23 protein-coding genes and 1 pseudogene are annotated in these 24,436 nt (G+C 73.1%); 11 read left to right on the forward strand and 13 right to left on the reverse strand.

Annotation, left to right across the window (positions count from 1 at the left end):
• Nucleotides 1-66: 66 nt before the first annotated feature.
• Nucleotides 67-4,968 carry a DNA-binding protein gene (locus tag KO717_RS01105; protein ID WP_301374330.1) on the reverse strand — a complete coding sequence of 1,634 codons (4,902 nt, stop codon included), beginning with the start codon at nt 4,966-4,968 and terminating at the stop codon, nt 67-69.
• A gap of 23 nt (nt 4,969-4,991) precedes the next feature.
• A complete protein-coding gene (locus KO717_RS01110; protein WP_301363834.1) occupies nt 4,992-5,858 on the reverse strand; it encodes a DUF4132 domain-containing protein in 867 nt (288 codons plus the stop codon).
• Between the two features lie 202 nt (nt 5,859-6,060).
• Between KO717_RS01110 and KO717_RS01115 the strand changes: the two genes are divergently transcribed.
• Entirely contained in the window at nt 6,061-6,816 is a 756-nt protein-coding gene (locus KO717_RS01115; protein ID WP_301363835.1) for an HNH endonuclease family protein, read from the forward strand.
• Nucleotides 6,813-7,082 carry a hypothetical protein gene (locus KO717_RS01120; protein WP_301363836.1) on the forward strand — a complete coding sequence of 90 codons (270 nt, stop codon included), beginning with the start codon at nt 6,813-6,815 and terminating at the stop codon, nt 7,080-7,082. Before KO717_RS01115 ends, KO717_RS01120 begins: the two co-directional genes overlap by 4 nt.
• A 21-nt stretch (nt 7,083-7,103) precedes the next feature.
• On the opposite strand, the gene KO717_RS01125 is transcribed toward KO717_RS01120, so the two are convergent.
• The 3 genes from KO717_RS01125 to KO717_RS01135 form a co-directional block, all read right to left on the reverse strand.
• Complete coding sequence (locus KO717_RS01125) at nt 7,104-8,249, reverse strand: YncE family protein (protein WP_301363837.1); 1,146 nt, start codon at nt 8,247-8,249, stop codon at nt 7,104-7,106.
• On the reverse strand, nt 8,246-8,869 hold the full coding sequence (locus KO717_RS01130; protein WP_301363838.1) for an ankyrin repeat domain-containing protein: 624 nt from the start codon (nt 8,867-8,869) through the stop codon (nt 8,246-8,248). Before KO717_RS01130 ends, KO717_RS01125 begins: the two co-directional genes overlap by 4 nt.
• 231 nt (nt 8,870-9,100) lie before the next feature.
• Nucleotides 9,101-9,634, reverse strand: a complete 534-nt coding sequence (locus KO717_RS01135; RefSeq protein ID WP_301363839.1) for a GNAT family N-acetyltransferase — start codon at nt 9,632-9,634, stop codon at nt 9,101-9,103.
• Nucleotides 9,635-9,783: 149 nt separating this feature from the next.
• Between KO717_RS01135 and KO717_RS01140 the strand changes: the two genes are divergently transcribed.
• Nucleotides 9,784-11,064: a sulfite oxidase gene (locus KO717_RS01140; RefSeq protein ID WP_301363840.1), complete on the forward strand. Its 1,281-nt coding sequence runs from the start codon at nt 9,784-9,786 to the stop codon at nt 11,062-11,064.
• Between the two features lie 19 nt (nt 11,065-11,083).
• On the opposite strand, the gene KO717_RS01145 is transcribed toward KO717_RS01140, so the two are convergent.
• Nucleotides 11,084-12,262 carry an alpha/beta hydrolase family protein gene (locus tag KO717_RS01145; RefSeq protein WP_301363841.1) on the reverse strand — a complete coding sequence of 393 codons (1,179 nt, stop codon included), beginning with the start codon at nt 12,260-12,262 and terminating at the stop codon, nt 11,084-11,086.
• 90 nt (nt 12,263-12,352) lie between these two features.
• Nucleotides 12,353-13,330, reverse strand: coding sequence for an isopenicillin N synthase family dioxygenase (locus tag KO717_RS01150; protein ID WP_301363842.1), 978 nt, complete (start codon nt 13,328-13,330; stop codon nt 12,353-12,355).
• A gap of 245 nt (nt 13,331-13,575) precedes the next feature.
• Here KO717_RS01150 and KO717_RS01155 point away from each other — a divergent pair, with 245 nt between their 5' ends.
• The 4 genes from KO717_RS01155 to KO717_RS01170 all read left to right on the forward strand — a co-directional run bounded on the left by KO717_RS01155 (nt 13,576) and on the right by KO717_RS01170 (nt 15,936).
• Nucleotides 13,576-14,322: a VOC family protein gene (locus KO717_RS01155; protein WP_301374331.1), complete on the forward strand. Its 747-nt coding sequence runs from the start codon at nt 13,576-13,578 to the stop codon at nt 14,320-14,322.
• 124 nt (nt 14,323-14,446) lie between these two features.
• The gene (locus KO717_RS01160) at nt 14,447-14,635 is read left to right on the forward strand and encodes a DUF6381 family protein (RefSeq protein ID WP_030718106.1); all 189 of its coding nucleotides are present in this window, start codon (nt 14,447-14,449) and stop codon (nt 14,633-14,635) included.
• A 150-nt stretch (nt 14,636-14,785) separates the two neighbouring features.
• The gene (locus tag KO717_RS01165; RefSeq protein ID WP_301363845.1) at nt 14,786-15,526 is read left to right on the forward strand and encodes a class I SAM-dependent DNA methyltransferase; all 741 of its coding nucleotides are present in this window, start codon (nt 14,786-14,788) and stop codon (nt 15,524-15,526) included.
• 68 nt (nt 15,527-15,594) lie between these two features.
• Nucleotides 15,595-15,936, forward strand: coding sequence for a hypothetical protein (locus KO717_RS01170; protein ID WP_301363846.1), 342 nt, complete (start codon nt 15,595-15,597; stop codon nt 15,934-15,936).
• A gap of 38 nt (nt 15,937-15,974) precedes the next feature.
• Here the strand turns inward: KO717_RS01170 and KO717_RS01175 are convergent, their stop codons facing one another.
• Together KO717_RS01175 and KO717_RS01180 are read right to left on the reverse strand one after the other, a co-directional pair.
• Nucleotides 15,975-17,033, reverse strand: a complete 1,059-nt coding sequence (locus KO717_RS01175; RefSeq protein WP_301363848.1) for a vWA domain-containing protein — start codon at nt 17,031-17,033, stop codon at nt 15,975-15,977.
• A gap of 103 nt (nt 17,034-17,136) precedes the next feature.
• The gene (locus KO717_RS01180) at nt 17,137-18,525 is read right to left on the reverse strand and encodes a M64 family metallopeptidase (RefSeq protein WP_301363849.1); all 1,389 of its coding nucleotides are present in this window, start codon (nt 18,523-18,525) and stop codon (nt 17,137-17,139) included.
• A 138-nt stretch (nt 18,526-18,663) separates the two neighbouring features.
• On the opposite strand from KO717_RS01180, the gene KO717_RS01185 reads away from it, so the two are divergent.
• Nucleotides 18,664-20,043: a helix-turn-helix transcriptional regulator gene (locus tag KO717_RS01185; RefSeq protein WP_301363850.1), complete on the forward strand. Its 1,380-nt coding sequence runs from the start codon at nt 18,664-18,666 to the stop codon at nt 20,041-20,043.
• Here the strand turns inward: KO717_RS01185 and KO717_RS01190 are convergent.
• Together KO717_RS01190 and KO717_RS01195 are read right to left on the reverse strand one after the other, a co-directional pair.
• Nucleotides 20,006-21,529 carry an MFS transporter gene (locus KO717_RS01190; protein ID WP_301363851.1) on the reverse strand — a complete coding sequence of 508 codons (1,524 nt, stop codon included), beginning with the start codon at nt 21,527-21,529 and terminating at the stop codon, nt 20,006-20,008. The two genes, KO717_RS01185 and KO717_RS01190, sit on opposite strands and share 38 nt — an antisense overlap.
• A 48-nt stretch (nt 21,530-21,577) precedes the next feature.
• On the reverse strand, nt 21,578-22,156 hold the full coding sequence (locus tag KO717_RS01195) for a TetR/AcrR family transcriptional regulator (RefSeq protein ID WP_301363852.1): 579 nt from the start codon (nt 22,154-22,156) through the stop codon (nt 21,578-21,580).
• A 112-nt stretch (nt 22,157-22,268) separates the two neighbouring features.
• Here KO717_RS01195 and rpmG point away from each other — a divergent pair, with 112 nt between their 5' ends.
• The 3 genes and pseudogenes from rpmG to KO717_RS01210 form a co-directional block, all read left to right on the forward strand.
• Nucleotides 22,269-22,433: a 50S ribosomal protein L33 gene (gene rpmG / locus KO717_RS01200; RefSeq protein WP_301363854.1), complete on the forward strand. Its 165-nt coding sequence runs from the start codon at nt 22,269-22,271 to the stop codon at nt 22,431-22,433.
• A 37-nt stretch (nt 22,434-22,470) separates the two neighbouring features.
• Complete coding sequence (locus KO717_RS01205; protein ID WP_301363855.1) at nt 22,471-22,719, forward strand: type B 50S ribosomal protein L31; 249 nt, start codon at nt 22,471-22,473, stop codon at nt 22,717-22,719.
• A gap of 2 nt (nt 22,720-22,721) precedes the next feature.
• Nucleotides 22,722-22,838 (forward strand): annotated as a pseudogene (locus KO717_RS01210) (cobalamin biosynthesis protein CobW); the annotation flags it as partial.
• A gap of 57 nt (nt 22,839-22,895) precedes the next feature.
• On the opposite strand, the gene KO717_RS01215 reads toward KO717_RS01210, so the two are convergent.
• Nucleotides 22,896-23,858, reverse strand: coding sequence for an IS481 family transposase (locus tag KO717_RS01215; protein WP_301363856.1), 963 nt, complete (start codon nt 23,856-23,858; stop codon nt 22,896-22,898).
• Between the two features lie 273 nt (nt 23,859-24,131).
• On the reverse strand, nt 24,132-24,374 hold the full coding sequence (locus KO717_RS01220; protein WP_030718072.1) for a DUF6158 family protein: 243 nt from the start codon (nt 24,372-24,374) through the stop codon (nt 24,132-24,134).
• Between the last annotated feature and the right edge of the window lie 62 nt (nt 24,375-24,436).

Genomic DNA, 24,436 nt, shown 5'->3' on the forward strand with positions numbered 1-24,436 from the left:
CCTGCGGGCAGGTGCGCCGCGCCGTACGGGGTCCCGGGCGGCCCGCGGCGGCCCGGGACGGCCGCTTCAGCGGCGGCGGGCGCGGGTGCGCTTCACCTTGAGCTCCTCGAAGCGCGGCAGGTCGCCGTCCTGGACCCGCTGCCAGGCCCGGCGGTAGAGCTCCGCGGCCGGTTCGGCCGGGACCAGCACGCCCAGCGGGGGCCGGCCGCCGGCGCTCAGGCCGTACATCGGGAGCTTCCACTGCTCCACCGGCAGGGTCGGGGAGGGCATGTCGGCCCAGCCGCCCGGCAGGAACAGCGAGCGCCCGGCCCGGCTGCGGCCGGCCGTCACCACCAGGTCGGTGGCGGCCAGTTCGGCGCGGGCGGCCTTGAGGCGGGCCGGCTTCCAGCCGGTCCAGCGCGCGGTGTTGCGGTCGGTGGGGTCGGGCATGGCGAGCAGCATGAGGTAGAGGGTGGCCGCGTCGGCGCCCAGGCCGTGCCGGGCGCTCGCCTCCTCCACCAGTTCCGGAACGGAGCGGCCGGGGTCCTGCGGCCACCAGGTGCCGTCGGCGGCCACGGCGCCGGCCGCCGGGGCACCCGGGTCGGCGAGCAGCGCGGCGAACCGCGGGTCGTGGACCGCGCGCAGCGCGGCCTCGGCGGCGGAGGGCCGCTGGTCGTCACCGCGCAGCACCGGCAGGTACGGGTCGGAGCCGGTGGAGTCGAGCAGGGCCGGGCGCAGTGCGGGCTTGGGCTGGTCGTCGTGGGTGGCCATGACGACGGCTCCGTACCGCTCGTAGCCCTCGCCGGTCTCGGTAGGCGTGCCGGCCGCCTTCCGGAAGTCGGGAAGACTGGTGTAGTGCCCGATCTCCAGGAGCAGTTCGGGTGCGGCGAGCCGCTGCCGTACGGCGGTCAGTACGGGCGGCAGGGCCGCTCGTACGGGATCTCCCGCGGGCAGCCGGTGGGCCAGCCAGGAGGCCATGGCCAGGGTTCCGGTCAGGACGGAGGCCGTGAAGGGGGCGGTGGCCGGCCCGGCGGGCTCCACGTGGTCGCCCTTCACGGTCCAGGCGACGTCGACGGAGAGCTCGCGCGAGGCGGCCGGGTCGAGCAGCGCGGCCAGGGCGCGGTGCGCGGGCCAGGTGCCGCCCACGGCGCGCGCGGCTTCGGTGGCCAGCCAGTCGGGGACGGGTGTACGGCGGCCCACGCGCCGGTTCCAGAGCTCCGCGGCGGCGGTGACGTCGGGTCCCTCGGTCCACAGCTTCGCCGGATCGGCGGGGAGCAGGGCCCCGACGAGGGCGCGCCTCAGCTCGGTGTCGAGGCTCTTGAGCTCGTCGCGGGCGTACGCGGCGTCGGTGGCCTTGACCCCGAGGGCGGTGCGCAGTTCGGGGGTGAGGAAGCTGCGTTCGTAGCTGTCGACGCCCGGGAGTCCGGCGACCACCAGGCGGGCGAGGGTGCCGGAGACTCCGGTGAGCCGGGAGAACTCCTCCGCGGCTTCGGGGCGGAAGGGTGCGGCGCCGTGCTCGGCGGCCGCGCCGAGGAACGCGGTCAGCCAGCCGGCGCCGCGTTCGCGGTCGCCGAGCGGGGCGTCGCCGCGCACGGTGTAGGGGCCGGGGACGGTGAACCGGCCCGTGGGGTCGTGGAGCAGGGCACCGAACTCGTGGCCTTCGGGCACGGATTCGCTGTGCTCGGTCAGTGCGAGGACGGCTCCGCCGCCCAGGGGCAGCAGGCTGCGGTGGTGGACGTTGCGTTCGCCGTCCGGGGTGAGCAGGTGCTGCTGGTCGAGGCGGAGCAGGACCCGGCGCCAGCGGTCCGCGGAGCCTTCGGCGGAGGCCAGGCCGAGGGCGTCGACCGTGCCGAGCAGGGTGAGCAGCCCTTCCCGCTGCTCGTCGGTGGGCGCGACGGTGACGGCGCGGTAGGCGACGGCCGCGGGCTGGTCCAGCAGCGGGGTCCACGTGAAGGACCAGTACGGCAGCGCGGGTGTGTCGAAGTGCAGCAGGCCGGGCGCGGGGGCCGCGTCGGTCCGGGTGCGGGCGGCGGCGAGTTCGGTCAGCGTGTAGTGGGCGGCGTCGCTCTCGCCGCCCCAGCGGTAGTAGCCGGAGCCGATGAGACCGCTGAGCCCGTCGGCGATCAGCCGGTCGCCGGGGCCCTGCTCGCGTTCCTCGACGGGCGTGTTGTCGGGGTGGAGGCGGGCGGCGATCTCGTCCAGGGCCTTCTGCTGGGTGAGGGTGAAGCGGAGGACTTCGACGATGCCACCGATGATCTTGGAGGCGGTGATCTGCGGCAGTGCCGCGCTGACCAGGTCGGGCAGGTCGGCGGCCTTGTCGGCGGCGGCGGCCGTCTTGAGCAGTGCGGCCACGGTCTCCCGGTCGGCGGCGCGCAGGACGGCCGAACCCTCGGTGTCGCGGGGGCGCAGGGCGTACCAGTGCGACAGCGGCGGAAGGTCCACGCTGCCCGTGCCGTAGGCGGAGCGCCGGCGGTGGCCGTCGCGCGACGTGGCGGTGACCACACCGTCCGGGTCGGTGATGCTCAGCTCCTGCCAGTGCTGGGACAGGGCGCGGGGCCGGTCGTCGCCGGGGAAGGCGAGGGCGGCGACGGGCACCTCGCGGCCCTCGGGCACGGCGACGGTGCGGCCGCCGGTGTCGGTGCCCTGCCAGCCGTGGTCGCGGTCCCAGACGGTGCGCCAGCCGAGCAGGCCGTCGGTGGGCTCGCCGAGGACCGAGCCGGCCACGGTGGGAGTCGGCCGCAACCGGTTGGAGGACCCGCCGCGGCGGCCGCTGTCCGGGTCGGCGCGCAGCGCGTCTGCGAAGAACGCGGGCAGGGAGGACCGTCCGTAGGTCCCGCCGACGGGGTCGTACTCGCGCCAGCCGGTGTCGTTCTCCTCCTCACGCCGGTGCCACACCCAGTACGAGGTGCCGTCGGACAGCAGGGGCCGCTCGTCCGGCAGCTTCGTGTCGCCGCGGTGCAGGACGCCGCCGCCGGTGGCGCGCCCGCCGCCGGGGAGCGGCAGGGAGAGGTGGTCGCTGCGCAGCGACCAGTGGCTGCGGTCGGTGTCCAGGGTGAGGACGGTGCCGGGCGAGTGGTGCCAGTAACCCTGGGTCCCGTTGGTGCTCCAGGAGGACCAGAAGACGAGCAGTTCACCGTCGACGTAGTGGAAGCCGTGGTTGTACGAGGTCCCGGTCGGCACGCGCAGGTCGTGCGTGAGGACGGTGGAGTCGGCGTCGATGACCCGGACCTGGGTCTGGTTGGCGACGATCAGGTACGGCCAGGCCTCCACCACGGTGAGGGCCTCCCGGCCCTGGCCGGGGCTCAGTTCGGCGAGGGCTTCCTCCCAGGAGGGCCAGGCCAGTTCCTCGAAGAGGCCGCCGCGCAGGGTCCGGGCGAGGGTCTCGGCGAGGTCGGCGGCCGCGGCCGCGGCCACTTCCTCCGGGGCGAGTTCCAGGGCTTCGGTGGGCAGCCACCGCAGCCGTGCGATGGCCTCGGGCACCCCGGGCAGACCGGTGGCGGTGGAGGCGAGAGCGACGTCGCGCATCCACTCGGCCAGCAGCGGGCGGCCGCCGGGCGAGGCGGCGACGCACCGGACGACATCGGCGCAGCCGTCGCTCAGGTTGCTCAGCGCGCGGCGGAAGGCGGGGTGGAAGCGCCGGTCGGCGGCGAGGGCGAGCAGGTCGCGGCGCTGCTCGCCGTCGGCCCACTCGGACAGGTTCAGGTGGTCGTGGCGGTGGCGCCGGTCCTCGGAGGCGGCCTCGGGGTCGGTGACCGGGACGTCCAGGGCGAGCAGCAGGTCGAGGAGGTCGGTGTCCTCGACGCCGATGCGCAGGCCCGCTTCCCGTTCGGGCCGGGCGAGTTCGGTGCGCAGCCGGGCGGCGCAGCGCCCGACGAGGTCGAGGAGGAGCGGGAGCGTGGGGCGCCGGCCCCAGCCGGAGTGGCGGGCGGCGTGGAAGCGCTCCAGCCAGCCGGCCGTGCCGTCGGCGCAGCGCTGCTCGGCGGGCAGGTCCCCGTCGACGAGGCCGGCGGTGGCGCCGGACTCCTCCAGGATCTCCAGCCACAGGGTGGTGAACTCGCCGCCGTCGCCGCTGGGCGGGGTCAGTCCGAGGAGCGTGCCGCGGACGGCGGGCACGCGGCGGGCGAGCGCCACGAGGGCGCCGCGGTGTGCCTTCCACCAGCCGAGCGCGGCGCGCAGGGTGGCGGGCAGGGGCAGCAGTTCGGCGAGGTAGTCCTGCTCGGGTTCGGTGCCGGTCAGGCCGGCAGCGCGGGCGAGGCGGCGCAGTTCGGCGGCGGCCTGGGCGGAGGGCGGCAGCCCGCCGGCGGTGCGGCGTACGCACAGGCGGCGGAAGCGCTCGTAGGCCTCGGCGGGGGTGACGCGGCCGGCGAGGGCCTTGCCGTAGCCGGTGAGCACCTTCACCGGCAGGGCGCCGACGAGGGCGAATTCGAGGAAGACGGCGTCGAGGCGGTCCTCGTCGATGGCCAGCCCGTACTGGGCCTCGGCGTCCCGGGCCCGCCCGAACAGCTGGGCGGCGTAGGTGGTGTTCTCGACGGCGAGGAAGAGGCGTGCGGCCTGCTCGTGGAAGAGGGGCAGGAAGTGCGGGACGGACGCGGCGAGGCGGCCGGCCAGTTCGAGGCAGGCGTCGAGGGCGGCCTTGGGCTTGGTCTTGGCCTGCCGGGCGATCCGGTCCATTTCGGGGACGACGGCGAGGGCGTGGTGGCCGTCCTCGGGGTGGTGCACGAGGACCCATTCGGGGAAGCCGAGCGCCTGGCGCCGGCTCAGGCCGACGACGGGCGGCTCGCCCTCGTGCCGTACGAGCCCCAGGAAGCCTGCGGCGAGGTCCTCGGCCGCGCCCAGCTCGCCGGGGGCGAGCCGGACGACGACGCGGTCGTCGCCGAGGCCGGGGTGGCGGTAGGAGCGTGCGGTCAGTTCCACGACGTCGCTGCCGGCGCCGGTGGTGTCCCGGGGCAGTACGGCACCGGCCTTGAGCAGCAGTTCTGCGTTGTTCATCCCGATGTCCTCCTGGTGGGTGCTCACGCGTCCCCGCCCTCCTCGATCTTGCGCCCGGCGTAGAGCGCCGCGGCCATCCGCATGCCTTCGGACCAGGCCACCGGTCCGACCTCCGTCAGGCGTACCGCCCGGCCGTCCTCGTCGTGCCAGCTCAGCGCGCCGGTGGTCATCTCGTCCTCGTAGTAGGGCTCGCCGATCCACACGGCGGCCTCCGTCCCGGTGCCCGAGTCCCGGACCTTGCAGGTGGCGTAGCCGCCGGAGACCCGGTAGCCGAGGCTCGTGGCGCGGGCCGCGAGGCTGAAGCGGGTGGGGAAGACCCCGCCCGCGTAGTCGCGGACCTCGGTGGCGGTGGCGGCGGTCCCGGCGGGCTTGTGCCAGGTGGCCCGGTGGATCTGCTCGACCCGCTGCACGATGCCCAGCTCGGCCGCGAAGTCCCGTACGTCGTCCAGGTCGGGCAGCAGCACCGGGTGCGGCAGGGTCACCGTGCGCGGGGAGAGCCGGACGGTCTCGCCGTCGAGGTTGACCACCTTCAGCTCACCCGAGGCCGTGGCGTCCCGCAGGAATCCCACCTCGTCCGGGTCGTCGCCGACGACGGCCACATCGCGCAGGGCGCTCTGCCAGGCCTCGTCCGGCCAGACCCGGGCGAGCAGTTCGGTCGGGACGGGCAGCGAGGAGACCATCCAGCTGTCGACCTGTGCGGCGCAGGCCGCCTCGTGCCGGTCGAGCCATTCGGCCAGCCTGCGCAGCCGGTCCACCTCGGGATGGTCCTTCAGGGCCTTGGGCAGTGTCTTCAGCTGCCGTCCCGCACTCCGCCCGGTGGCGGACCTGGCCGCCACCCGTCCCTCCACCAGGGCGATCTCGTACCCCTCGCCCGCCGCCAGCCATGCCATCAGACCGTGCCCCTCCGCCTGTCCTGTCCGGTTCCGCGCAGCCCTGACAGGGGGGAGCCGACCCCCCTGAGCTGCGGTATGCCGGGAGACTAGCGAGAGCCACTGACAACGCCCGCCGGAGGGCCCTTGGTAGGTTGATTGTCCGGTTCTGGGTAGTGTCTCCGGGACAGCGTGCGGAGCGGTACCGGCTCGGGGTGGGGTTATGGGACGTCAGATACGTGTGCCGGGTGCGGTGCTGGTGGCGCTGCTGCTGGCCTCCGCCACCGGGTGCTCCGACCCGGCCGCGCCGGGCGCCGGGGATCCGAAGGCGTCGGCGCCCGCGGGTTCACCGTCCGCCGCGGCGCCGAAGTCCCCCGACTCACCGGACTCACCGGGCGGCGACGCCAAGCCTGCCGGCGGGGACGTACTGCCCGGTATGGTCACCACCGCCGTGGCGCGGACCCAGTTGGCGGCGCTCAAGGTGGCACCGGTGGGCACGATGGCGGGCTACAGCAGGGACAAGTTCACGCACTGGGCGCAGCAGGGCAACAAGTGCGACACGCGTGAGGTGGTCCTGAAGCGCGACGGCACCGAGGTCACCCAGGACGCCGAGTGCAAGGCCGTGTCCGGCAACTGGAAGAGCCTCTACGACGGGGTGGTCGTCACGGACGCGGGGAAGATGGACATCGACCACATGGTGCCGCTCGCCGAGGGCTGGCGCTCCGGCGCGGCCGGCTGGGACTCCGCGCGGCGCAAGGCCTTCGCCAACGATCTGACCCATCCTCAGCTGCTGGCCGTGACCGCGGCCTCGAACCGTTCCAAGGGTGACCAGAGCCCCGACCTGTGGCAGCCGCCGGACAAGGCGAGCTGGTGCCAGTACGGGCGGGCCTGGACGACCGTGAAATCCACGTACGGACTGACCGTGACCGAACCGGAGAAGAAGATGCTCACCACGATGCTGGACACCTGCGCCTCATGACGCAGCCGCACCGGTGGCAGGACGAGGTGCTCGCAGGGCCGGGCGGCGCCATGACCGACGAGGTCGGCGTGATCACCGGTCCCCTCACGCTGCGCACCACGGTGACGGCCGGGGACCTGGCCCGGTTCGAGGTCCAGTACAAGGACGCCGACGAGTGGTACACGCTCACCGGGAGCCCCCGGCCCCACCGAGGCGCCCCCGCCGCCCTGCACGCCGCGGCCCTCGCGGCGATCCGCGCGGGCGGCGGCGCGCAGGCTCCCGGCTGAGACGCCTGCTCGGAGGGACGCTCAGAGGACGGCGATGCCCAGGGGCCGGGCGCCCGCCGCGAGTCGGCGGGTGGCTCCGGTGCCGAGGTCGACGACCGTGATGCCGTTCCAGTAGCCGTCCCGGGTGTAGCCGCCCGTGACGTAGGCGCTCCGGCCGTCGCGGGAGACGGCCACGTCCTCGTGCGGACCCTGGAGCGGGTACACCCGCTCCGCGCCGTCCGGGGAACGGACGGTCAGCGAGGGGCCCCTGCCGTCGCCCGGCCGCACCGCGCCGGTGCCGACCACCAGGAGCCGGCCGTCGGGCGTGACGGCCGTGCCGTGCTGGTGGGTGTCGGCGGTCATCGGCTCGATCCGGGTCTGCCCGGTCCGCGGGTCGACCACGGCGAGCCGCTCGCCCTCGAAGGGCAGCAGCAGTTTTCCGTCGGAGGGGCGTACGGCGGCGTAGTGCGGCTTGAGCCAGGAGGCGAGCCCGCCCTCGGTGCCGTAGGGGGCGACCTCGATCCGGCGGGGCCGCAGGTCTCCGGCCGCGACGACGGTGACGTCGAAGGAGTCGTGGCCGGTGACGTAGACCTCGGCGCCGTCCGGTGACACGTCCACGTCGAAGGGCCGCCGGCCCACCGGTACGACGGCGGTGACCTCGCTCTTCGCGGTGTCGAGAACCTCCAGGACCCCGCCGGCGCCGGGGACGTTGACCCCTGCGTAGGCGTGCGCGCCGTCGGGCGAGAGCGCGATGCCCATCCCGCCTCCGCGGTACTCGCCGTCGGTGGCCGGGCCGGTCGCGGTGCGGTACGGGATCAGGGCCAGCCGTACGCGGGTGCGCGTGTCGACGACGGCCACGCCCTCGGCGGTGGCGACCCACGCCCGGCCGTCGGTGCCCACGGCCAGTCCGTACGGGGCTTTGCCCACGGTGACCGAGGCGACCGCGCCGCGTTCCGGATCCACGAAGGTCACGGTGTCGGCCCCGAAGTCGGCGGTCAGCAGCAGCCCCTGCGGGGTGGGGGCGGTGGCGGGCAGCGGGGAGGCGGCGGAGGGCGCCGGGCCCGGCGGCGCGGGCGCCGCGTTCCGGGCGCAGGCTCCGAGCAGCAGGGTCGCGGCCACCGCCGCGAGGGTGCCACGGGTACGGGTGCGGGTAAGGGCGCGGTGACGCGGACGCGTACGGCGGTTCATCGGCCGGTCCCGGCTTCCGCCGCGTCGGCCGCCGCCTTCAGGGTCCGCGCCATGCCGTCGAAGCCCCGGCGCACGGCGTGCTCGTACGGGGTCACCCCCTCGTGGTCGGGCAGCAGCGGATCCGCGCCCGCCCTGAGCAGGACCGCGACGACCTCCTCGTGGCGCGGGCCTCCGTCGCCGAGGATCACCGCCTCCAGCAGGGCGGTCCAGCCGAGCCGGTTGACGTGGTCGACGTCGATGTCCGTCGCGTCGAGCACGGCGCGCACGTACGCGGTGTGCCCGCGCTCGGCGGCCGGGATGAGGGAGATCCCGCCGAACCGGTTGCGCTGCTTCAGGTCGGGTCCGGCGGCCAGCAGCAGGCGCATCATGCGTACGCTGCCGGTGACGCCGGTGACCAGCCAGGGGCTGTCCTCCCGGGAGTCCGGGGCGTTCGGGTCGGCTCCGGCGGCGACCAGCAGTTCGGCCACGGCCACGTGGTCGCCGAGCGCGGCGAGCAGCAGCGGCGTGCGCAGCTCCGCGTCGCGGACCTCCACGGCGGCGCCCGCGGCGAGCGCCGCTCCCACCGCCGCCGCGTCGCCGCGGCGGGCCCCGTCGAGGAGGAGTCGGTCGTGCGCGTTCATGGTGTCCCTCTCGGCTCCGGGCGGGGAGGGCCGGGTACGTCCTCCCGCTCCCCCGGTCCATGCTCGCCGCGCCGGAGCCCCGGCGGGTCCGACCGCCGGACGGAGCGTGCGGGCGGCCCGGAGGACCCCGGGGTCGGCCGATCGGACGATGCGGCGCGCGGGGATCGTGGTACGCCCCTGGGGCCCTCGGGTCCCTCAGGCTCCTCGGGACTCTCAGGCTCCTCGGGTCCCTCAGGCCTCGTACTCGGTGAGGTCGATGCCGTGGACCCGTACGGAGGTCCCGTAGCGGGGGTCGGTGGTGTCGCGTTCCATCACCATGCCCAGTTTGCGGATCACGTTCTCGGAATCGGTGTTGCTCATCCGGTTGATCGCGACGACCCGGTCCAGGCCGCGGTCCTGGAGTGCGAACTCCAAGGTGGCGTGGGCGGCCTCGGAGGCATAGCCCTGGCCCCAGTACTGGCGGCCGAGCCGCCAGCTGATCTGGACGTCCGCCCGGGCGTCCGGCAGGTTCTCGAGGACCGAGAGGCCGACGGCTCCGATGAGCTCGCCGGAGCCGAGGAGCTCGACGGCGAAGAGCCCGAAGCCTTCCTCGTCCCACTCCTCCTCCCAGCGCTCGATCTCCTCGGCCGTCTCGTCGAGGTCGAGGGTCTCGCCCTCGCCGATCCAGCGCATCACCTCCGGGTCGGCGTTGATCTCCGAAAGGGGGACGAGGTCGTCGTCGGTCCAGCGGCGGAGGAGGAGTCGGGGGGTAAGGATCTCGGTCATGCCCACATCCTGCCGAATCTCCGCCGACCAGCGGTAATCGGCCGTTGCGGCAGTGTTGCGGGTTCGTGGACATCACCGCGGGAAGGTTCCCGCAGCCCGCCCCGGGCCCCTACGGTCCGTGGGAACCGCGACCAAGGAGTGCTCCTGCCATGCCCCTCGATCTGTCGGACGAGAGCCGGTACGACCGCACGCGCCTGCGCCAGTGGGCGCGCGGCCGCGCCCGCTCCGCCGGAGTGGACCGCCGGGATCTGCTGAAGCTGTTCGCGGTGGGGGCCGCCGCCGGATCGCTGGGTGTGGCCGCGGGAAGCGGCACGGCCTGGGCCGCACCGGGCCTGCCCGTCGCCGATCCGGTGCCGCGCACCGTCAAACCGCTGCCGCCCGAGCTGTTCACCCTCCGCGGTACGAACGCGGAGACGAACTTCGCGGCGCTGCGCGGCACGGGCCCGCTCACCCCGATCGACCGGTTCTTCGTGCGCAACCACACCTCCACCCCGCGGATCGATGCCGCCGCATGGCGGCTGAAGGTGTGGGGCGACGGGCTGGCGGGCGGCCCGCTGGAGCTGTCGTACGAACGGCTGCGGGCCCTGCGGCCGGTGGAGCGGACGCTGTTCATCGAGTGCGCGGGCAACGGCCGCAGCTTCTACACCACCCAGCAGGGCCAGCCGGTCACCGGCACCGCCTGGACCCTGGGCGCGATCGGCGTCGCGCGCTGGCGCGGCGCGCGGCTGTCGGACGTACTGCGCCTGGCGGGCGTGACCCGTGGCGCCGTGGACGTCCTGCCGCGCGGGCTGGACGACGAGGTGGTGGCGAACGGGGTGAACCTGGGCCGGGTGCGGCGCCCGCTGCCGGTATCGAAGGCGCTGGACGACGTACTGCTGGCCTACGAGATGAACGGGGAGCCGCTGCCGCCCGACCACGGCGGGCCGGTCCGCCTCGTGGTTCCGGACTGGGTCGGGATCTCGTCGGTCAAGTGGGTCGGGGACATCGAGGTGAGCGGGGAGCCCCTGTACTCGCCCTGGAACACGGACATGTACCGGCTGTTCGGGCCCGAGCACCCGGCGCAGGGCAGTGCCCCGCTGACGCGGCAGACCCTCAAGAGTGCCTTCGAACTGGAGCTGGGGGCCACTGTTCCCGTGCACCGGACCCGGCTGCTGACCGGCCGTTCCTGGTCTGCGGCGGCACCGGTCACCCGGATCGACGTCAGCACGGACGGCGGTGTCCGCTGGCGGCGGGCCCGGCTGCACGACACTCCGCGCCGGGGTGGCTGGGTGCGCTGGTCGGTGCCGTGGACCCCGCGGGCCACGGGTACGACCTCACTGCTGGCGCGGGCGACCGACGCGACCGGGCGGACGCAGCCCGACCGGTCGGTCCACAACACGCAGGGCTACCTCTTCGACGCGGTGGTCCGCCACCCGGTGACGGTGGTCTGACCGGTCCCTCGGACACCGGTCAGGGGGTGTGGAAGCGTACATCCGGCGCATCGGGGGACGGGCCGTCGAGCACCGGCTGCGGGCGGCCTCCCAGGTGCTGGTCGAAGAAGGCGGCGACGTAGCGGCGGGTCAGTTCGACGGAGCGGCCGCCGGGCAGCGGAGCCTCCTCGTCGGGCAGGCCCAGCTGCTCGCCGATCGCCGGGAAGTCGGTGAAGGTGAAGTGGCCGGAGCCGGCGAAGGTGATCCAGCGCTTCCAGCCGTCGAGCAGCGGCCAGTCGCGGTCCCAGCTCGCATTGCCGCCGGGGCCGCGCTCCTGCGCGCCGAGCAGCATGAAGGGGCGCCCGCCGAGGCCGGCCGCGGGGACCGGGGTGGAGAAGCCGCCGTCCATGTTGATCCCGGCCCGGATCCTGGGGTCGGCCGCCATCGCGGCGGCGGTCGAGGAGCCGCCGATGGAGTGGCCGGCCATCGCGATGCGGCTCTTGTCGATGAGTGCGGCGTGGCGCCAGGCGGGGTTGCGTCCGGTGAGGCGGTCGAGGAGGAAGGACACGTCACGGGCCCGGGTGGCGCCGACGGTCCGGTAGCCGGCCTCGTCCTGGACCTTCTCGCAGGCCAGGCACGTCAGCACGCGCCCGCCGGGGAAGGCGGTGCCCACGCTCTCGTACGCGTGGTCCACTGCGGCGACGACGTAGCCGCGGGAGGCCAGGTCCTCGGCGAGCGCCGTGAGCGTGGACCGGTGGACGGTGAAGCCCGGGGAGAGCACGATCAGCGGGTACCGGCCGGCGGCCGGGCGGGCGCCCGTCCGGCCGTGGGTCCGGGTGCCGGTCAGGGTGTCGACCGGGATCACCTGGTCCAGCCCGCGGTCGACGAGCAGCAGGCGGGCCTCCTCGGAGGTGAGGTAGCGGGTGGTCCGGCCGGTGTCGTGCCGCGCCGGGTAGCGCATGGTGACCATCAGCTCGCGCGGACCGGAGCCGGCCCAGGGGTCGGTGCGGCTGTGGTCCACCAGGTGCAGGTCCTCCCGGCCGACCGCGAAACGGCCGGTGGGGCGCGGGAGTTCCACCGTGGTGCGGCGGTCGTCGGTCCCCACCGGGCCGGCGCTGACGGAGGTGTCCGCGGCGACCGAGGTGCCGGCGGTGGCGAGCGGGAGGGGCAGGAGGATCGCGGCCAGGGCCAGGGCGGCGGCGGTTCTGCGGTTCTTCATGAACGTCACGCTATGCGGGCGGTTCTGGCGGATCGTCAGCCTGTGAGGCGGATCCGCCGTCAGCCCCCGGAGGTACGTCAGGGCGCCGGGTCACTCCTGAGTCGTAGCCACGCTGATGGCGTCGAGTTTGCCCCGCAGGTACGTGTGGGAGTCGACGGGGTCGTGCACCACCCGGCCGACGGGGGCGGCCAGGGACTCCACCCGGGTGTGCGGATCGCATTCGTAGAAGTAGACGAGGGAGATCAGCTCCTCGGTGGGTGTGTCGGTGGGCGGCGGCAGTACCCGGTGGCGGCCCGCGCGCCAGCGGTCGCCCGTCCAGCGGGCCATCAGGTCGCCGATGTTGACGGTGAGCGCCGCGGGGTCGAAGGGCGCGTCCTGCCAGCCGTCGGCATCGGTGTGGATCTGGAGCCCGCCCGCGCCCGGCTGCCGGTCGAGGACCGTGACCGTACCGAAGTCCGTGTGCGCCCCGATGCGGAACTGACCGGGCAGGGGCGGGCCGACGACGTCGGCGCCCGGGTACCAGTTGAGGTTGAATCCCCAGGTGGGGTGTGAGGTGTGGCGGGTGAAGTGGTCCTCGGCCAGGCCCAGCGCGACGGCGAGGAGTTCCAGCAGTTCGTCGGAGAGCGCCCGCATCAGGCGCAGGTACTCGGTCACCAGCGGCCTCAGCTGCGGCACTTCGGCGGGCCAGGCGTTGGGCGCGAACCATTCGGCGTCCACGGAGGGGACCCCGGTGGGGTCCTCGGCCGCGAAGGACCACGATTCCTTGAGGTCGGGCGGCGAGGCCGTGCCCTCGGCATAGCTGTTGGCCTCCGCCCCGGGGCCGAGCCAGCCGCGGCCCCCCACGGTGACGGCGTACGGCTCCTTCGCGCTGGCGGGCAGCCGGAAGAACTCTCCCGCCGCCTCCCGGATCCGCGCGGGCAGCGAGGGGTCCACCCCGTGCCCGGTCACCAGCAGGAAGCCGGCCGCGCGCAGGGCCTCGTCGACGCGGGCGGCCGTACGGGCGCGGGCCTCGGGTCCGCCGGACCGCCACGGCCCGAGATCGATCACGGGAATCTGGGATCCGGCCATGGAGAGACCTGCCTTCCGGGGCTGCGAGCGCGTCCGGGACCGAGGCTATCGCCGCGCGACACCGGAGGGGATCGCCACGGAGCGTGATTCTTGGACACCTTCTGTGCGCGTTCCCCGCCGCGGAACGCGAAGATCGTCACGAAAAGCACCAGAATGGGAGGGGCAGCGGTGGCGCACCATGGACGGAGCGAACGGTGGAGATTTCGACGAAGGAAGTCTTCGGGGCCCCGTGCTGGGTGAGCCTGATGACGCGCGACCTCGGTACGGCCCAGCATTTCTACGGTGCGGTCGTGGGCTGGAGGTTCCGCCCGACCCGTCTCGGCGAGGCGTTCTCGGTGGCCTTCCAGGGCCGGGTCCCGGTCGCGGGCATCGGGGCGCTGGCCGCTGACCTGGGGGTCGCGGCGGCCTGGACCCCGTACTTCGCGGTCGACGACGCCGATGTGGCGGTGGACAGGATCCGGGAGCGGACGGGCACGATCGCGGTCGGCCCGGTCTCCTTCGAGTCCGGCGGCCGCGCCGCGCTCGTCGCCGACCCGGACGGCGCCGTCTTCGGGATCTGGGAGGGCAATGTGGAGGCGGACTGGCGGGTGGGCAGGGGCCCGTCACCCGCCTGGCTGGAACTGCGCACCAGGAACGCGCTGGACGCGGCGATGTTCTACGGCGCGGTGCTGGAGTGGGCGACCGGCCGGGCGGGCTGCTGCGAGGTCTCGTACGAGGAGGACCAGGTCGTGCTGCGGCAGGACGGCGAACCCGTCGCCCGCCTGAACAGCGGTCCCGTGGAGATCGCCTCCTACTCCCCGCACACCCGGCCCCGCTGGCACGTCCACTTCCGGGTGCCGAAGCTCCGTCCGGCGGTGGAGGCCGCCGTCTCGCTGGGCGGGCGGGCCGTCTCGGACATCACCTCGAACGCCGTGGAGCGGTGGGTGACGCTCCGCGACCCGGACGGGGCCTTGTTCACCCTCACCACCGCCCTCGGGTCGGACGCGGAGTGACCGCCCCCGTCCGTCGCGGGCGTGGGGGCGCGACTCACACTCGGTGACGCTTCGAGATGCGAGGGCACGGCAGGACTGGTTCGCTGAATCCGCCCGCTCTCCCCCACAGATCCAAGGAGCGATCATGAGCGTTTCAGGTGAGTCCCGGGGCCGGTCCCAGCAGATGCGCGCCAAGGCCAAGGAGCTGAACGACGCGGCCGAGCGGTCCACCGACCCGGAAGAGCGCCGTCGGCTGAAGGAGAAGGCCCGCCGCCTCCAGGAGCAGAGCGAGCAGGAGGGCCGTATGGACGACCGGGGCATGGACCCCATGTAGCCCGTACCCCTTCCCCCCACGCACCCCACCGGCCGGTTTCCGCCGCGATCACCGTCGCCGCGGCCACCGGCCGGTGGCGATGTCCGATCGGAGCCGGTGGGAGGTAAATGCGTCGACAGCACCCCTCCGTACCCGGCAGAGTGGCCGCCCGTGACGAGCAGTGAGCTGTGGACCCGTGCGACCGCCGAACGCTACGACGCCGAGGAGGCCGAGACGTCCTCGGCCGCCGTTCTCGGACCGGCTCTCGCCTTCCTCGCCGAGCTCGCCGGGGACGGCCGGGCCCTGGAGTTCGCCATCGGGACCGGGCGCGTGGGCGTCCCGCTCCGGGAACGCGGCGTTCCGGTCGTGGGCATCGAACTGTCCGAGCACATGGCAGCGGTGCTGCGGCGCAAGGTCGACGAAGACACGCTCCCGGTGGTCATCGGGGACATGGCCACCACCGTCGTTCCCGGCGAGTTCACCCTGGTCTACCTCGTCTACAACACCATCACGAACCTGCTCACGCAGGACGAGCAGGTCGAGTGCTTCCGCAACGCCGCACGCCATCTGGAGCCCGGCGGCCGATTCGTCATCGAGCTGGGGGTGCCGCCGCTGCGGTTCCTGCCGCCCGGCCAGGTCGCCGTGCCGTTCGACGTCTCCGAACAGCATCTCGGCTTCGACACCTTCGACCTGGTCGAACAGGTTCTCGTCTCGCACCACTTCACCCGCGACGGCGACGACGGCCGCTACCGCCGCGACCACTCCCGGCACCGCTACGCCTGGCCGGCCGAGCTCGATCTGATGGCACGGATCGCCGGGCTCGAGAGGGAACGCCGCGTCGCGGACTGGGACGGGGCGCCGTTCACCCAGGACTCCGCGAAACACATCTCCGTGTGGCGCAAGCCGGCCTGAGGCCGGCCAGGAGGACTCGGTGCAGTTCTAAGCTGGTGCCCCGGATCGCCTTCCTCCAGGAGTCACCCGTGGCACGCTCGCTCGACGGCCTCGTCTTCGCCCCCGTGGCCGACCAGTCCCCCGGCCAGGTCGGCCGGCAGACCCGGTTCGAGTACCACGAGCAGGACGACCGGGTCTGGGCCGAATACCGGGGCGGCGACGTGGCCATGGGCTACCTCGTCGGCACCAGGGCCGGCGGCACCATCGACTTCCGCTACGTCCAGCTCCGCCTCGACGGCACGACCGCGTCCGGGCATTGCACCTCGCTCCTGACGGAACTCCCGGACGGTCGCCTGCGCCTGGAGGAGACGTGGACCTGGGAGTCCCAGGCGGGCAGCGGCACGAGCGTGGTCGAACAGCTGCCGCTCTGAGCGTCCTGCTGCGGTGGCTGCTCCACCGCCGGGCCCGTTCAGAGCATGATGAGCAGACGCGTCCTGGGCTTGAGCTTGCGGTTCACCGAACGGCTCTGCACGTACACCTCCAGCTCGGGATTGCGCCCCGCCTTCACGGAGACGGTGCCCTGGATGCCCGTACCGAACAGGAGACTGCGTGCCGCGTCAACCGTGTACGCGCGGTCGGTGCTCTTCTCGACCACGACGACTTCCTTGTCGGGCTGGACCTGGACCCGGGTGCCCAGCTGGTAGTAGCAAGAACCGCGTTCGTACGTCACGTCCGGATGCGAGTCGACGAAGGACCGGATGGCGACCTCCTCGTCGACCTTCAGGAGCCGGTACTTGTCGGCCGGGACCGGTTCGAGGTGCGCCCGTACCTCGTCGACCGAGAGGTCCTGGCCGACCGCGAACAGGTTCTTCGTACCCCGCACCCCCTTCTCGCGGCCGCGGAGGAAGCTGGTGGCGGCGGCACGGACGGTGCCGATCGCCTCTTCGACGCCCTCCTGGGAATCCGCATCCCATATGGCGATGTTTCCGGCCGGGAAACCGTAGTTCTGGGCGGTCCGCTTCGCCAGGGAGTTGGGAACGAGGATCGCGGACGTCCAGTGGCCCGGAAGCGCTCCCATCTTCGCCGCGATCCTGTCGAGCCAGGGGCCGAGGATGGTCATGTCGCCGTCGTGCCTGCGGTCGCCGCCGGAGGCGTTCTCCTCGCCATCCGTCACCACGATCTGGAGGAAGCTGTGCTCGCCGTACTCCTCCCAGATGTGGCCCAGGTCGTCCAGCGACTTCAGCGAGGCTTCGATGAGGGCGGTCGCGCCGTTGTTCACCTTGTACAGACCCCGCATGGACGGCAGATGCTTCACGTCCATGTCCCAGACCAGGTTCTCCACCCTGTGGTCGAAGGAGTAGAGGCTGATGCGGGTCTCATGGCCGAGACTGTCCGACTCGGCCTTCAATCCCGCCACGAACTCGTCGACGACGCGGATCAGTTGGCCCTGGTGCTGACGCATGGAACCCGAACAGTCCACGACCAGCGCGACGTGGTTCACCTTGTGCTGGATCTTGTTGGCGGACATGTCTGTGCTCCTTCTCAGAGGCTCCCCGAGTGATGTGTCCACACTAGGAGGAGCCTCTGACAACGGAGCCTGACGGATGATCACCCGCGGGGAGGCGAGGGAGTCAGAGCCGGACGTTCCAGTCGACCGAGGAACGCAGGGTGCGCACCACCTTCGGGTCCCGCACCGACGGGGTGCGGTCCTCGGCCGTGACCGTCAGGCGGTGCGTGCGGAGGTCGAAGAGCCACAGCTCGGCCACCGACACCTCGGTGCGGCCCTCGAAGCGCTTCAGCTCGCGGCCGTCGAGGTACCAGCGGACCGCGAGCTGCCGGCCGTCCGCGCCGGCCAGCTTCGGTACGGAGGCCTTCGCCTTGTGGCGCAGCCGCAGGGTGCGGTCGGTCGGGGTGAGCGGGGTGACGATCCGCGCGTGCTGGTAGAACCCGGCGATCATGGATTCGACGCCGGGCAGGTTGAACGGCTTGCCCAGGACCCGCATGAGGGAGTTGTCGGTGGGCCGGTACAGCCCGGTCACGAAGTAGTTGCCGCCCTCGTACGCGCCGACCGTGCCGCCGTCGGGTGATTCCTCGCCGAGCCAGCGGTACCACTTGGCCCGCTGCGCGGCCATGCGGTCGGCCGGCAGGGCCGAGCTGTTGGATTCGCCGGGCTCGGGGCCGGTGTACTCCTCGTACTCCGGGACGCCCGGGTAGAAGTACTCGTCGGCGAGCTTGCCGAGGGAGTGGCCGGTCTCGTGGATGGCGACCTGGCCGGACTTCGGGTGGCCCGCGGAGGCCGTCGATATCCCCTCGTAGCCGAGGGTGGCGCTGGGTTCGTTGTAGCCCGCTCCGCCGTACTTGGCGCTGTTGGCCAGGACGATGACGAGGTCGGCGGCGGGTGCCTTCGCCACGTACGTGTCCACCTTGGGCTGGTCGACGCAGAGCAGCCGCTCGATGTTCTCGCACCAGAAGTACGAGCCGAGGGCGGTGTCGCGGACGGTGGCCGGGTCGGGGTCTCCGGAGACACCGGAGTCGTGCGAGACGGCGTCGACCGTCCAGACGTTGAAGAGGTTCCGGTAGGTGGTGTAGGGCTCGACGGCAGTCACCTCGGCCCATTTCTGCGCGGCGTCGGCGTGGAACCGGGCCAGTTCGGCGGCGGTGTACCCGTCACCGATGACCACGACGTCGAGGCGGTCGGCGGTGGAGCCGTTGTCGATCATCTTGGTGACCTGGCCGTCGGCCGACCGCTCGGCCGGGGACAGCCGGCCCGAGGCCTTGGCGGGGCTGCCGGCGGCCGGTACGCGGGCGTGGCCCGATCCGGCGTCACCACCGTGCTCCGGACCGGGTATCTCGACCTCGATCCGGTGCCCCGCCAGGGCACCGGCCGCGCCTGCCGCGCCGGCGGGTCCGGCGGCCACCAGCGCGGCGGCCGCGCAGAGCGTCGCGACGGCCGCCCGCAATGCCGGGCGCACGGCCGGGCGCCGACCCGGACGCAGGCCCGAACCTCTGACTGGATCCATGAAGTGCTCCCCCGGGAACGGAAGTTAAGTGGTCTGTTAAGCACGGTGAATCGGTTGCTTAAACTAGGTGGCGCACGGGACGTGCGCAATGCCTGCTCCCGCTGAATACTGGGGAGTTCGAGCGACCAGGGGGACTTCATGGACGAACCGGCCCGGATCGGCCGCAGGGTGCAACGCATGCGCGGTGAACTCGGTCTGACCCAAAGACAGTTGGCGGAGCCCTCCTACACCTCGGCCTATATCTCCACACTGGAGTCGGGCAAGGTCCGGCCCTCCGAGACCGCGCTGCGCTTCCTCGCCGCCCGCCTGGGCACCTCGTACGAGGAGCTCACCACCGGCCGCCCCGCCCACCTGGCCACCGAGCTGCGGCTCGCCCTCACCGACGCCCAGCAGACGCTCGCCACGGGCGCGGCCGACGAGGCCGCCGCGCGCTACCGGCGGCTGCTCGCCGAGGCCGAGGAGCTCGGGCTGGCCCCCGAGCAGGCGGAGGCCCGGCTCGGGCTCGGTGACTGCGCGCTGGAGTCCGGCGAACTGCCCGAGGCGATCGGCCACTTCGAGGCGGCGGAACGCCTCCTCGCGGACGAGCCGCTCCCCCGCCGGGCCCGGCCGATCCGCGGCCGGGCGGTCGCGCACCTGCTCGCGGGCGAGCTGCGCTACGCCTGCTACCTGCTCGAATCCACCATCGACGAGCTGGGCGCGAGCGGGCTGGCCGATCCCGAGGCTCTGGTGCTGCTCAACGCCGCGATCATCGGGCCGTACCTCGACATGGGGGCCCATGCCCGCGCCGCCCGCGCCGCCGAGCTCGCGCTCGCGCTGGCCCCGCAGGTCAGCGATCCGGCACTGGTGGCGGGCATGCACCGGCAGGTGGCCCGGACCTTCCTGGCCGGGGGGCGGGTGGCCGACGCCGACGCCTCACTGGCGAAGGCCCAGGAGATCTACGGACAGCTGCGGCTGCGGACCGATCTGGCGCACTGCCACTGGATGCGCGGCTACGTTCAAGCTCAGAACGGCGAACTGGCTTCGGCCGAGCGGGAGTTGCGCATCGCCCGGGACATGCTGTCGGCCCGTCGAGCCGGGCTCTACACGGCGCAGGTGGAGGTGGAGCTGGCCGACGTACTGCGCCAGCTCGGCCGGTACGAGGAGGCCGCCGGGCTGCTCTCGGCGCTGCTGGAGCTGGGGGACAGCCACGGCGCCGTGCACGCGGGCGGCGCGCACCGGCTCCTCGGCCTGATGGCCGAGGAGCGCGGCGAGCCGGAGTCGGCCGAGGAGCACTACGTGCAGGCCCTGGCGCTGCTGGAGCGCAGTGGGGCGTCGGGGGATCTCGCGGACCTGTGCCGGCTGCTGGGCGATCTGCTGCGGCGTACGGGCCGGGTCGAGGCCGCCATGGACGCGTACCGCACGGGCCTGGGGCACCGGGCGGCGCCCGGCACCACCACGCTGGGCCCGGCGCCCGCCGCGCCCGCGCTGCGGCCCGCCCGGATCAGTGGTTCTCGGTGGGCTGCAGGTCCCGCGGAATGAGCGTCCAGGTCGTGGCCGCCGCGGCGACCGAAAGTACGGCGGCCAGCAGGAAGGCCGGAGTGATCGCCAGGGTGTAGGCGTGCGAGGCGGTGTCGAGCAGGGCCTGGCCGACGGCGCCGCCGATGCGTTCGGCGGTGTGCGCGGCCTCGCCGACGGAGCCCTGTACGGCAGCGGTGCTCGGGCCGTCCAGCTCCAGGGCGGGCAGGTTGCCCCGGTAGAGCGCCGCCGCGGTGGAGCCGAGGACGGCGACGCCCATGGCCGAGCCGAGTTCGTAGCAGGTCTCCTCGATGGCGGCGGCGCTGGAGACTTCGGCGGCGGGCGCGGCGGAGACCAGAGTCACCGAGGCCACGGTGGTGGCGAGGCCGGCGCCCAGGCCCATCACGGTCAGGGCGGCGGCGAAGGCCGGGTAGCCGAGGTCGGTGAACTGCTGGAAGGTCCAGGGCAGCGCCATACCGGCGGCCAGGACGACCAGCCCGGCGCCGAGCACGTGGCGGATGGCGAAGCGGTGCATCAGCGAAGGGGCCACCATCGAGGCGGCGATCAGCGCGAGCGGGGCCGGCAGCAGGCGCACCCCGGCCTCCAGCGGGGTGTAGCCCTCGCCGTACTGGAACCACTGGGTGACGAGGAACAGGATCGCGCCCATGCCCACCATGGGCAGGAAGATCGCGGTGGCCGCGACGCTGAAGGCGGGCTCGGCGAACAGCCGTACCTGCAGCAGCGGGTTGTCCAGGCGCAGCTGGCGGCGTACGAAGACGGTCAGCAGGGCGGCGGCGATCAGGAGCAGGGCCCAGGGCAGCGGGTCGGCGATTCCGCTCTTGCCGAGCTGCTTGATTCCGCCCGCGAGGGCGAGCATGCCGACGACGGACTGGCCGACGCCCCACCAGTCCCACGTGCCGCCGCTGCGCGGGGAGCGCGATTCGGGCAGGTAGCGCAGGCCGGCCGCGACGATGACGGCGGCGACGGGGAGGTTGAGGAGGAAGGCGGAGTGCCAGCCGTAGTCCTGGACCAGGAGTCCGCCGACGACCGGCCCGAAGGCCATGCCGCCGCCGAAGACGGCCGCCCAGACGGCGAGCGCGAAGGCGCGCTCCTTGGCGTCGGTGAAGACGGTGCGCAGGATCGACACGGTGGCGGGCATGATGGCCGCGCCGCCGATGCCGAGCAGGGCGCGGGCGGCTATGACGTGCCAGGCCTCGGTGGAGAACACGGCGATGAGCGAGGCGAGCGAGAAGATGCCGAAGCCCGCCATGAGCAGCCGCTTGCGCCCCCAACGGTCACCGAGCGCACCGGCGGTGACCAGTAGTCCGGACAGGGCGAGCGCGTAGACGTCGATGATCCACAGCTGCTGTACGGCGCCCGGCTGGAGGTCGCCGACGAGCGAGGGGAAGGCCACGTTGAGGATCGTGGTGTCCATGGAGATGAGCAGGAGGCTGCCGGAGAGGATCGCCAGGACGATCCACCGGTGGGAAGCCTGCGCGGGGGTGTGCATGGGGTTCCGTTCAGAGGTGCGCACGGTGCGCACGGGTGGAGAAGGGCACTAGGGGGCGGGAGCGCCGGCGGGGGGCTGCCCGAGCGGCCGCGTCCCGCTGAGGAAGGAGGTCAGCACGAGGTGGCCGATCTGGCGCGGGGCGAAGTGGCCGTCGCGCACGCCCTCGGCGGCCGCGTCGAGCAGGCCCCAGAGCGAGTACCAGATCCAGTAAGGCGGCAGGTCGGCGCGCAGCCGGCCCAGCCGCTGGCCGAGGGCGATGAAGGCCACGGCCTGCTGGTCCTGCCGGTCCACGCCGGCCCGGAACTCCGGGTCCGCGAGGACGGTCGCGTCGCGCGAGGTGAAGCCGTAGAGGTGTGCGGCGGGCATCAGGGCGATGACCAGTTCCTCGATGGCGGTGTCGAAGGCGGCCGCGTCGGCGCTCTGCGTCAGGTCGAGCGGGGCCAGGCACGCGTCGACGACCTCGATCGCCCGGACGGCGACGGCCTTGAGCAGGGCCTCACGGGTCGCGTAGCGGCGGCTCAGCGTGGCGCGGCTGGTGCCGATGCCGGCGGCGATCTGCACCATCGAGGCGCTGTGATCGCCGGCGAGGACGCGGGCGGCGCCGTCCAGCAGTTCTTCTTCGTTCATCACGGCTGAACCTCCTTCGCCTCGAACGATACAAGACTGTCTCATCCGAGGCAAAGAAGACTCCCGCTCGCGCCCCTATTGAAAATGGGAACCATTTCCGTATACTGCCTGCATGGCACGCAACGAAGTACGCACGATCATCAAGCTCCGCTCCACCGCCGGCACCGGCCACACCTACGTCACCCGCAAGAACCGGCGCAACGACCCCGACCGCATGGTGCTGCGCAAGTTCGACCCGGTCGTCCGCCGGCACGTCGACTTCCGCGAAGAACGCTGACCCCCGCCCCTCCCTTCCCCTCTTCAAGGAGCGCACCGTGAAGCCCGGAATCCACCCCGCCTACGGCCCCGTCGTCTTCCGCGACAAGGCCGCCGATTTCGCCTTCCTCACCCGGTCCACCGCCACCGGCGACAGGACCGTCGAGTGGGAGGACGGCCACACCTACCCCGTCATCGACGTCGAGATCTCCTCGCAGAGCCACCCCTTCTACACCGGCACCGCCCGCGTCCTGGACACCGCCGGCCGCGTCGAGCGCTTCCAGCGCCGCTACGGCAGCAGGCCGTGACCCTGCCCGTCGTCATCGTCGGCGGGCTCCACGCGGACGCCCGCCGCAGCGCGGTGCGGGAGCCGCGGGCCGCCGTACCGGGCAGCATCGCCTTGCACCACGACCTGGCGACCTGCTCCCGGAGCTCCGGCGCCTCGCCGCGGACGGACTGACCCGTCGCCGACCGCCTTCACGGCCTAGGTGTGTTGTTCGGGCAGGTTGGTGGCGCGGCTGGCGGGTGTCTGGCCTTGGATGCCGGTGTGGGGTCGGTGGTAGTTGTACCAGTGCAGCCAGTCGGTGAACGCTTGCATTCGTTGGTGGTCTGAGGTGTAGGGCTTGTGGTAGGCCCATTCCTCGAGCAGGGTGCGGTGGAAGCGTTCGACCTTGCCGTTGGTCTGTGGCCGCCAGGGCCGGGTCCGGCGTGGGCTGATGCCCAGGTCGCGGCAGGTGTCGTGCCAGGTGTTCTTGGTGTAGGCCCAGGCGTTGTCGGTCAGGACCCGTTCGATGCTGATGCCGTGGGCGGCGAACCAGGCCGTCGCCCTCCGCAGGAAGCCGGCGCAGGTCGGGGCGGTCTCGTCGGGGAGGTCTTCGGTGTAGGCGAGGCGGGTGTGGTCGTCGAGGGCGGTGTGGAGGTAGGCGTATCCGGTGCCGTGGCGGCGGTCCTTGTTCGGGCTGCCGGCGGCCCGGCCGAGGGCTTTGTGGCCGCCGCCGTCGGGGATCCGTCCGAGTTTCTTGACGTCGATGTGGACGAGTTCGCCGGGTCGGGCGCGTTCGTAGCGGCGGACGGGTTCGCCGATGGCCCGGTCGAGGGTGGCCAGGGGCGGCAGGCCGTGCCGGACGAGGATGCGGTGGGCGGTCGAGGCCGCGATGTGGCACCGGACCGCCAGTCGCAGCGGGCCGATGCGGTACTCGCGCCGCAGCCGGATCACCTCGGCCTCGACCTGGGCCGCAGTCCTGCCGGGCTGGTGGTGGGGACGGCTGGAGCGGTCACTCATTCCGGCGGCGCCCAGGAGCCGGTAGCGGCCGGCCCAGCGGGATGCAGTCGTGTGGCTGACCTGGAAACGCTCCGCCGCCCGGCGCACGGGCCATCCGTCCTCCACGACACAACGCGCCAGTCTCAGTCGCCCGGTCTCGGTCAGCGGGGCATTACGGTGGACCACGAGGGCCTCCTGAAGTCGGCGTAGATGTCGCAATCCACACCGAACCCGGAGGCCCTCACCCATTTCAAGAACCCAGCCCGCGTGTCACCAACGTCCCCGGACAACACACCTAGGCCGTCTCTTCCGGATCTTGCCTGACCCACGCCGCCTGGCACCGCACCTCGCCGCGTTGTCGGAGCACCCAAGTACGTCCAGTACTCGGGCGCTCCTCCGCCTTGCGAGGCACGGCACCAGACGACGCGGGCTTAACCGGCAAGATCCGAAAGAGACGGCCTAGTCGCCGGTGCCGCGGGCGCGGGCTCCCGAGCGGGTGCGGCCCGCCGTCTGGGCCCGCTGCGGGTGGCGGCGTACGTACTCGTGCTCCAGCTCGTTCATCCGCTTCGTGTGGGTGACCAGGGCGTCGTCGGACCCGTGCAACAGGGTCTCGTGGCGCGTGCGGTGGATGGCCTCCAGCTCCTTGAGCAGCCGGCCCTCCTCCAGTTTCTGCGCCGAGGGACCGCCGTCGTGCTCCGTCATGGCACGTGCACCTCCTCCGCCGGGCCGCGGGATCGGACTTGGCCTACCTCCCCGGCCACTCC

The sequence above is a fragment of the Streptomyces xanthophaeus genome, from assembly GCF_030440515.1.
Classification (GTDB): Bacteria; Actinomycetota; Actinomycetes; order Streptomycetales; family Streptomycetaceae; genus Streptomyces; species Streptomyces kutzneri.

Coding starts and splice junctions, on each gene's coding strand:
- KO717_RS01105 (WP_301374330.1), bottom strand. CDS start 4,968: ATGAACAACGCAGAACTGCTGCTCAAGGCCGGTGCCGTACTGCCCCGG.
- KO717_RS01110 (WP_301363834.1), bottom strand. CDS start 5,858: ATGGCATGGCTGGCGGCGGGCGAGGGGTACGAGATCGCCCTGGTGGAG.
- KO717_RS01115 (WP_301363835.1), top strand. CDS start 6,061: ATGGGACGTCAGATACGTGTGCCGGGTGCGGTGCTGGTGGCGCTGCTG.
- KO717_RS01120 (WP_301363836.1), top strand. CDS start 6,813: ATGACGCAGCCGCACCGGTGGCAGGACGAGGTGCTCGCAGGGCCGGGC.
- KO717_RS01125 (WP_301363837.1), bottom strand. CDS start 8,249: ATGAACCGCCGTACGCGTCCGCGTCACCGCGCCCTTACCCGCACCCGT.
- KO717_RS01130 (WP_301363838.1), bottom strand. CDS start 8,869: ATGAACGCGCACGACCGACTCCTCCTCGACGGGGCCCGCCGCGGCGAC.
- KO717_RS01135 (WP_301363839.1), bottom strand. CDS start 9,634: ATGACCGAGATCCTTACCCCCCGACTCCTCCTCCGCCGCTGGACCGAC.
- KO717_RS01140 (WP_301363840.1), top strand. CDS start 9,784: ATGCCCCTCGATCTGTCGGACGAGAGCCGGTACGACCGCACGCGCCTG.
- KO717_RS01145 (WP_301363841.1), bottom strand. CDS start 12,262: ATGAAGAACCGCAGAACCGCCGCCGCCCTGGCCCTGGCCGCGATCCTC.
- KO717_RS01150 (WP_301363842.1), bottom strand. CDS start 13,330: ATGGCCGGATCCCAGATTCCCGTGATCGATCTCGGGCCGTGGCGGTCC.
- KO717_RS01155 (WP_301374331.1), top strand. CDS start 13,576: ATGACGCGCGACCTCGGTACGGCCCAGCATTTCTACGGTGCGGTCGTG.
- KO717_RS01160 (WP_030718106.1), top strand. CDS start 14,447: ATGAGCGTTTCAGGTGAGTCCCGGGGCCGGTCCCAGCAGATGCGCGCC.
- KO717_RS01175 (WP_301363848.1), bottom strand. CDS start 17,033: ATGTCCGCCAACAAGATCCAGCACAAGGTGAACCACGTCGCGCTGGTC.
- KO717_RS01180 (WP_301363849.1), bottom strand. CDS start 18,525: ATGGATCCAGTCAGAGGTTCGGGCCTGCGTCCGGGTCGGCGCCCGGCC.
- KO717_RS01185 (WP_301363850.1), top strand. CDS start 18,664: ATGGACGAACCGGCCCGGATCGGCCGCAGGGTGCAACGCATGCGCGGT.
- KO717_RS01190 (WP_301363851.1), bottom strand. CDS start 21,529: ATGCACACCCCCGCGCAGGCTTCCCACCGGTGGATCGTCCTGGCGATC.
- KO717_RS01195 (WP_301363852.1), bottom strand. CDS start 22,156: ATGAACGAAGAAGAACTGCTGGACGGCGCCGCCCGCGTCCTCGCCGGC.
- rpmG (WP_301363854.1), top strand. CDS start 22,269: ATGGCACGCAACGAAGTACGCACGATCATCAAGCTCCGCTCCACCGCC.
- KO717_RS01220 (WP_030718072.1), bottom strand. CDS start 24,374: ATGACGGAGCACGACGGCGGTCCCTCGGCGCAGAAACTGGAGGAGGGC.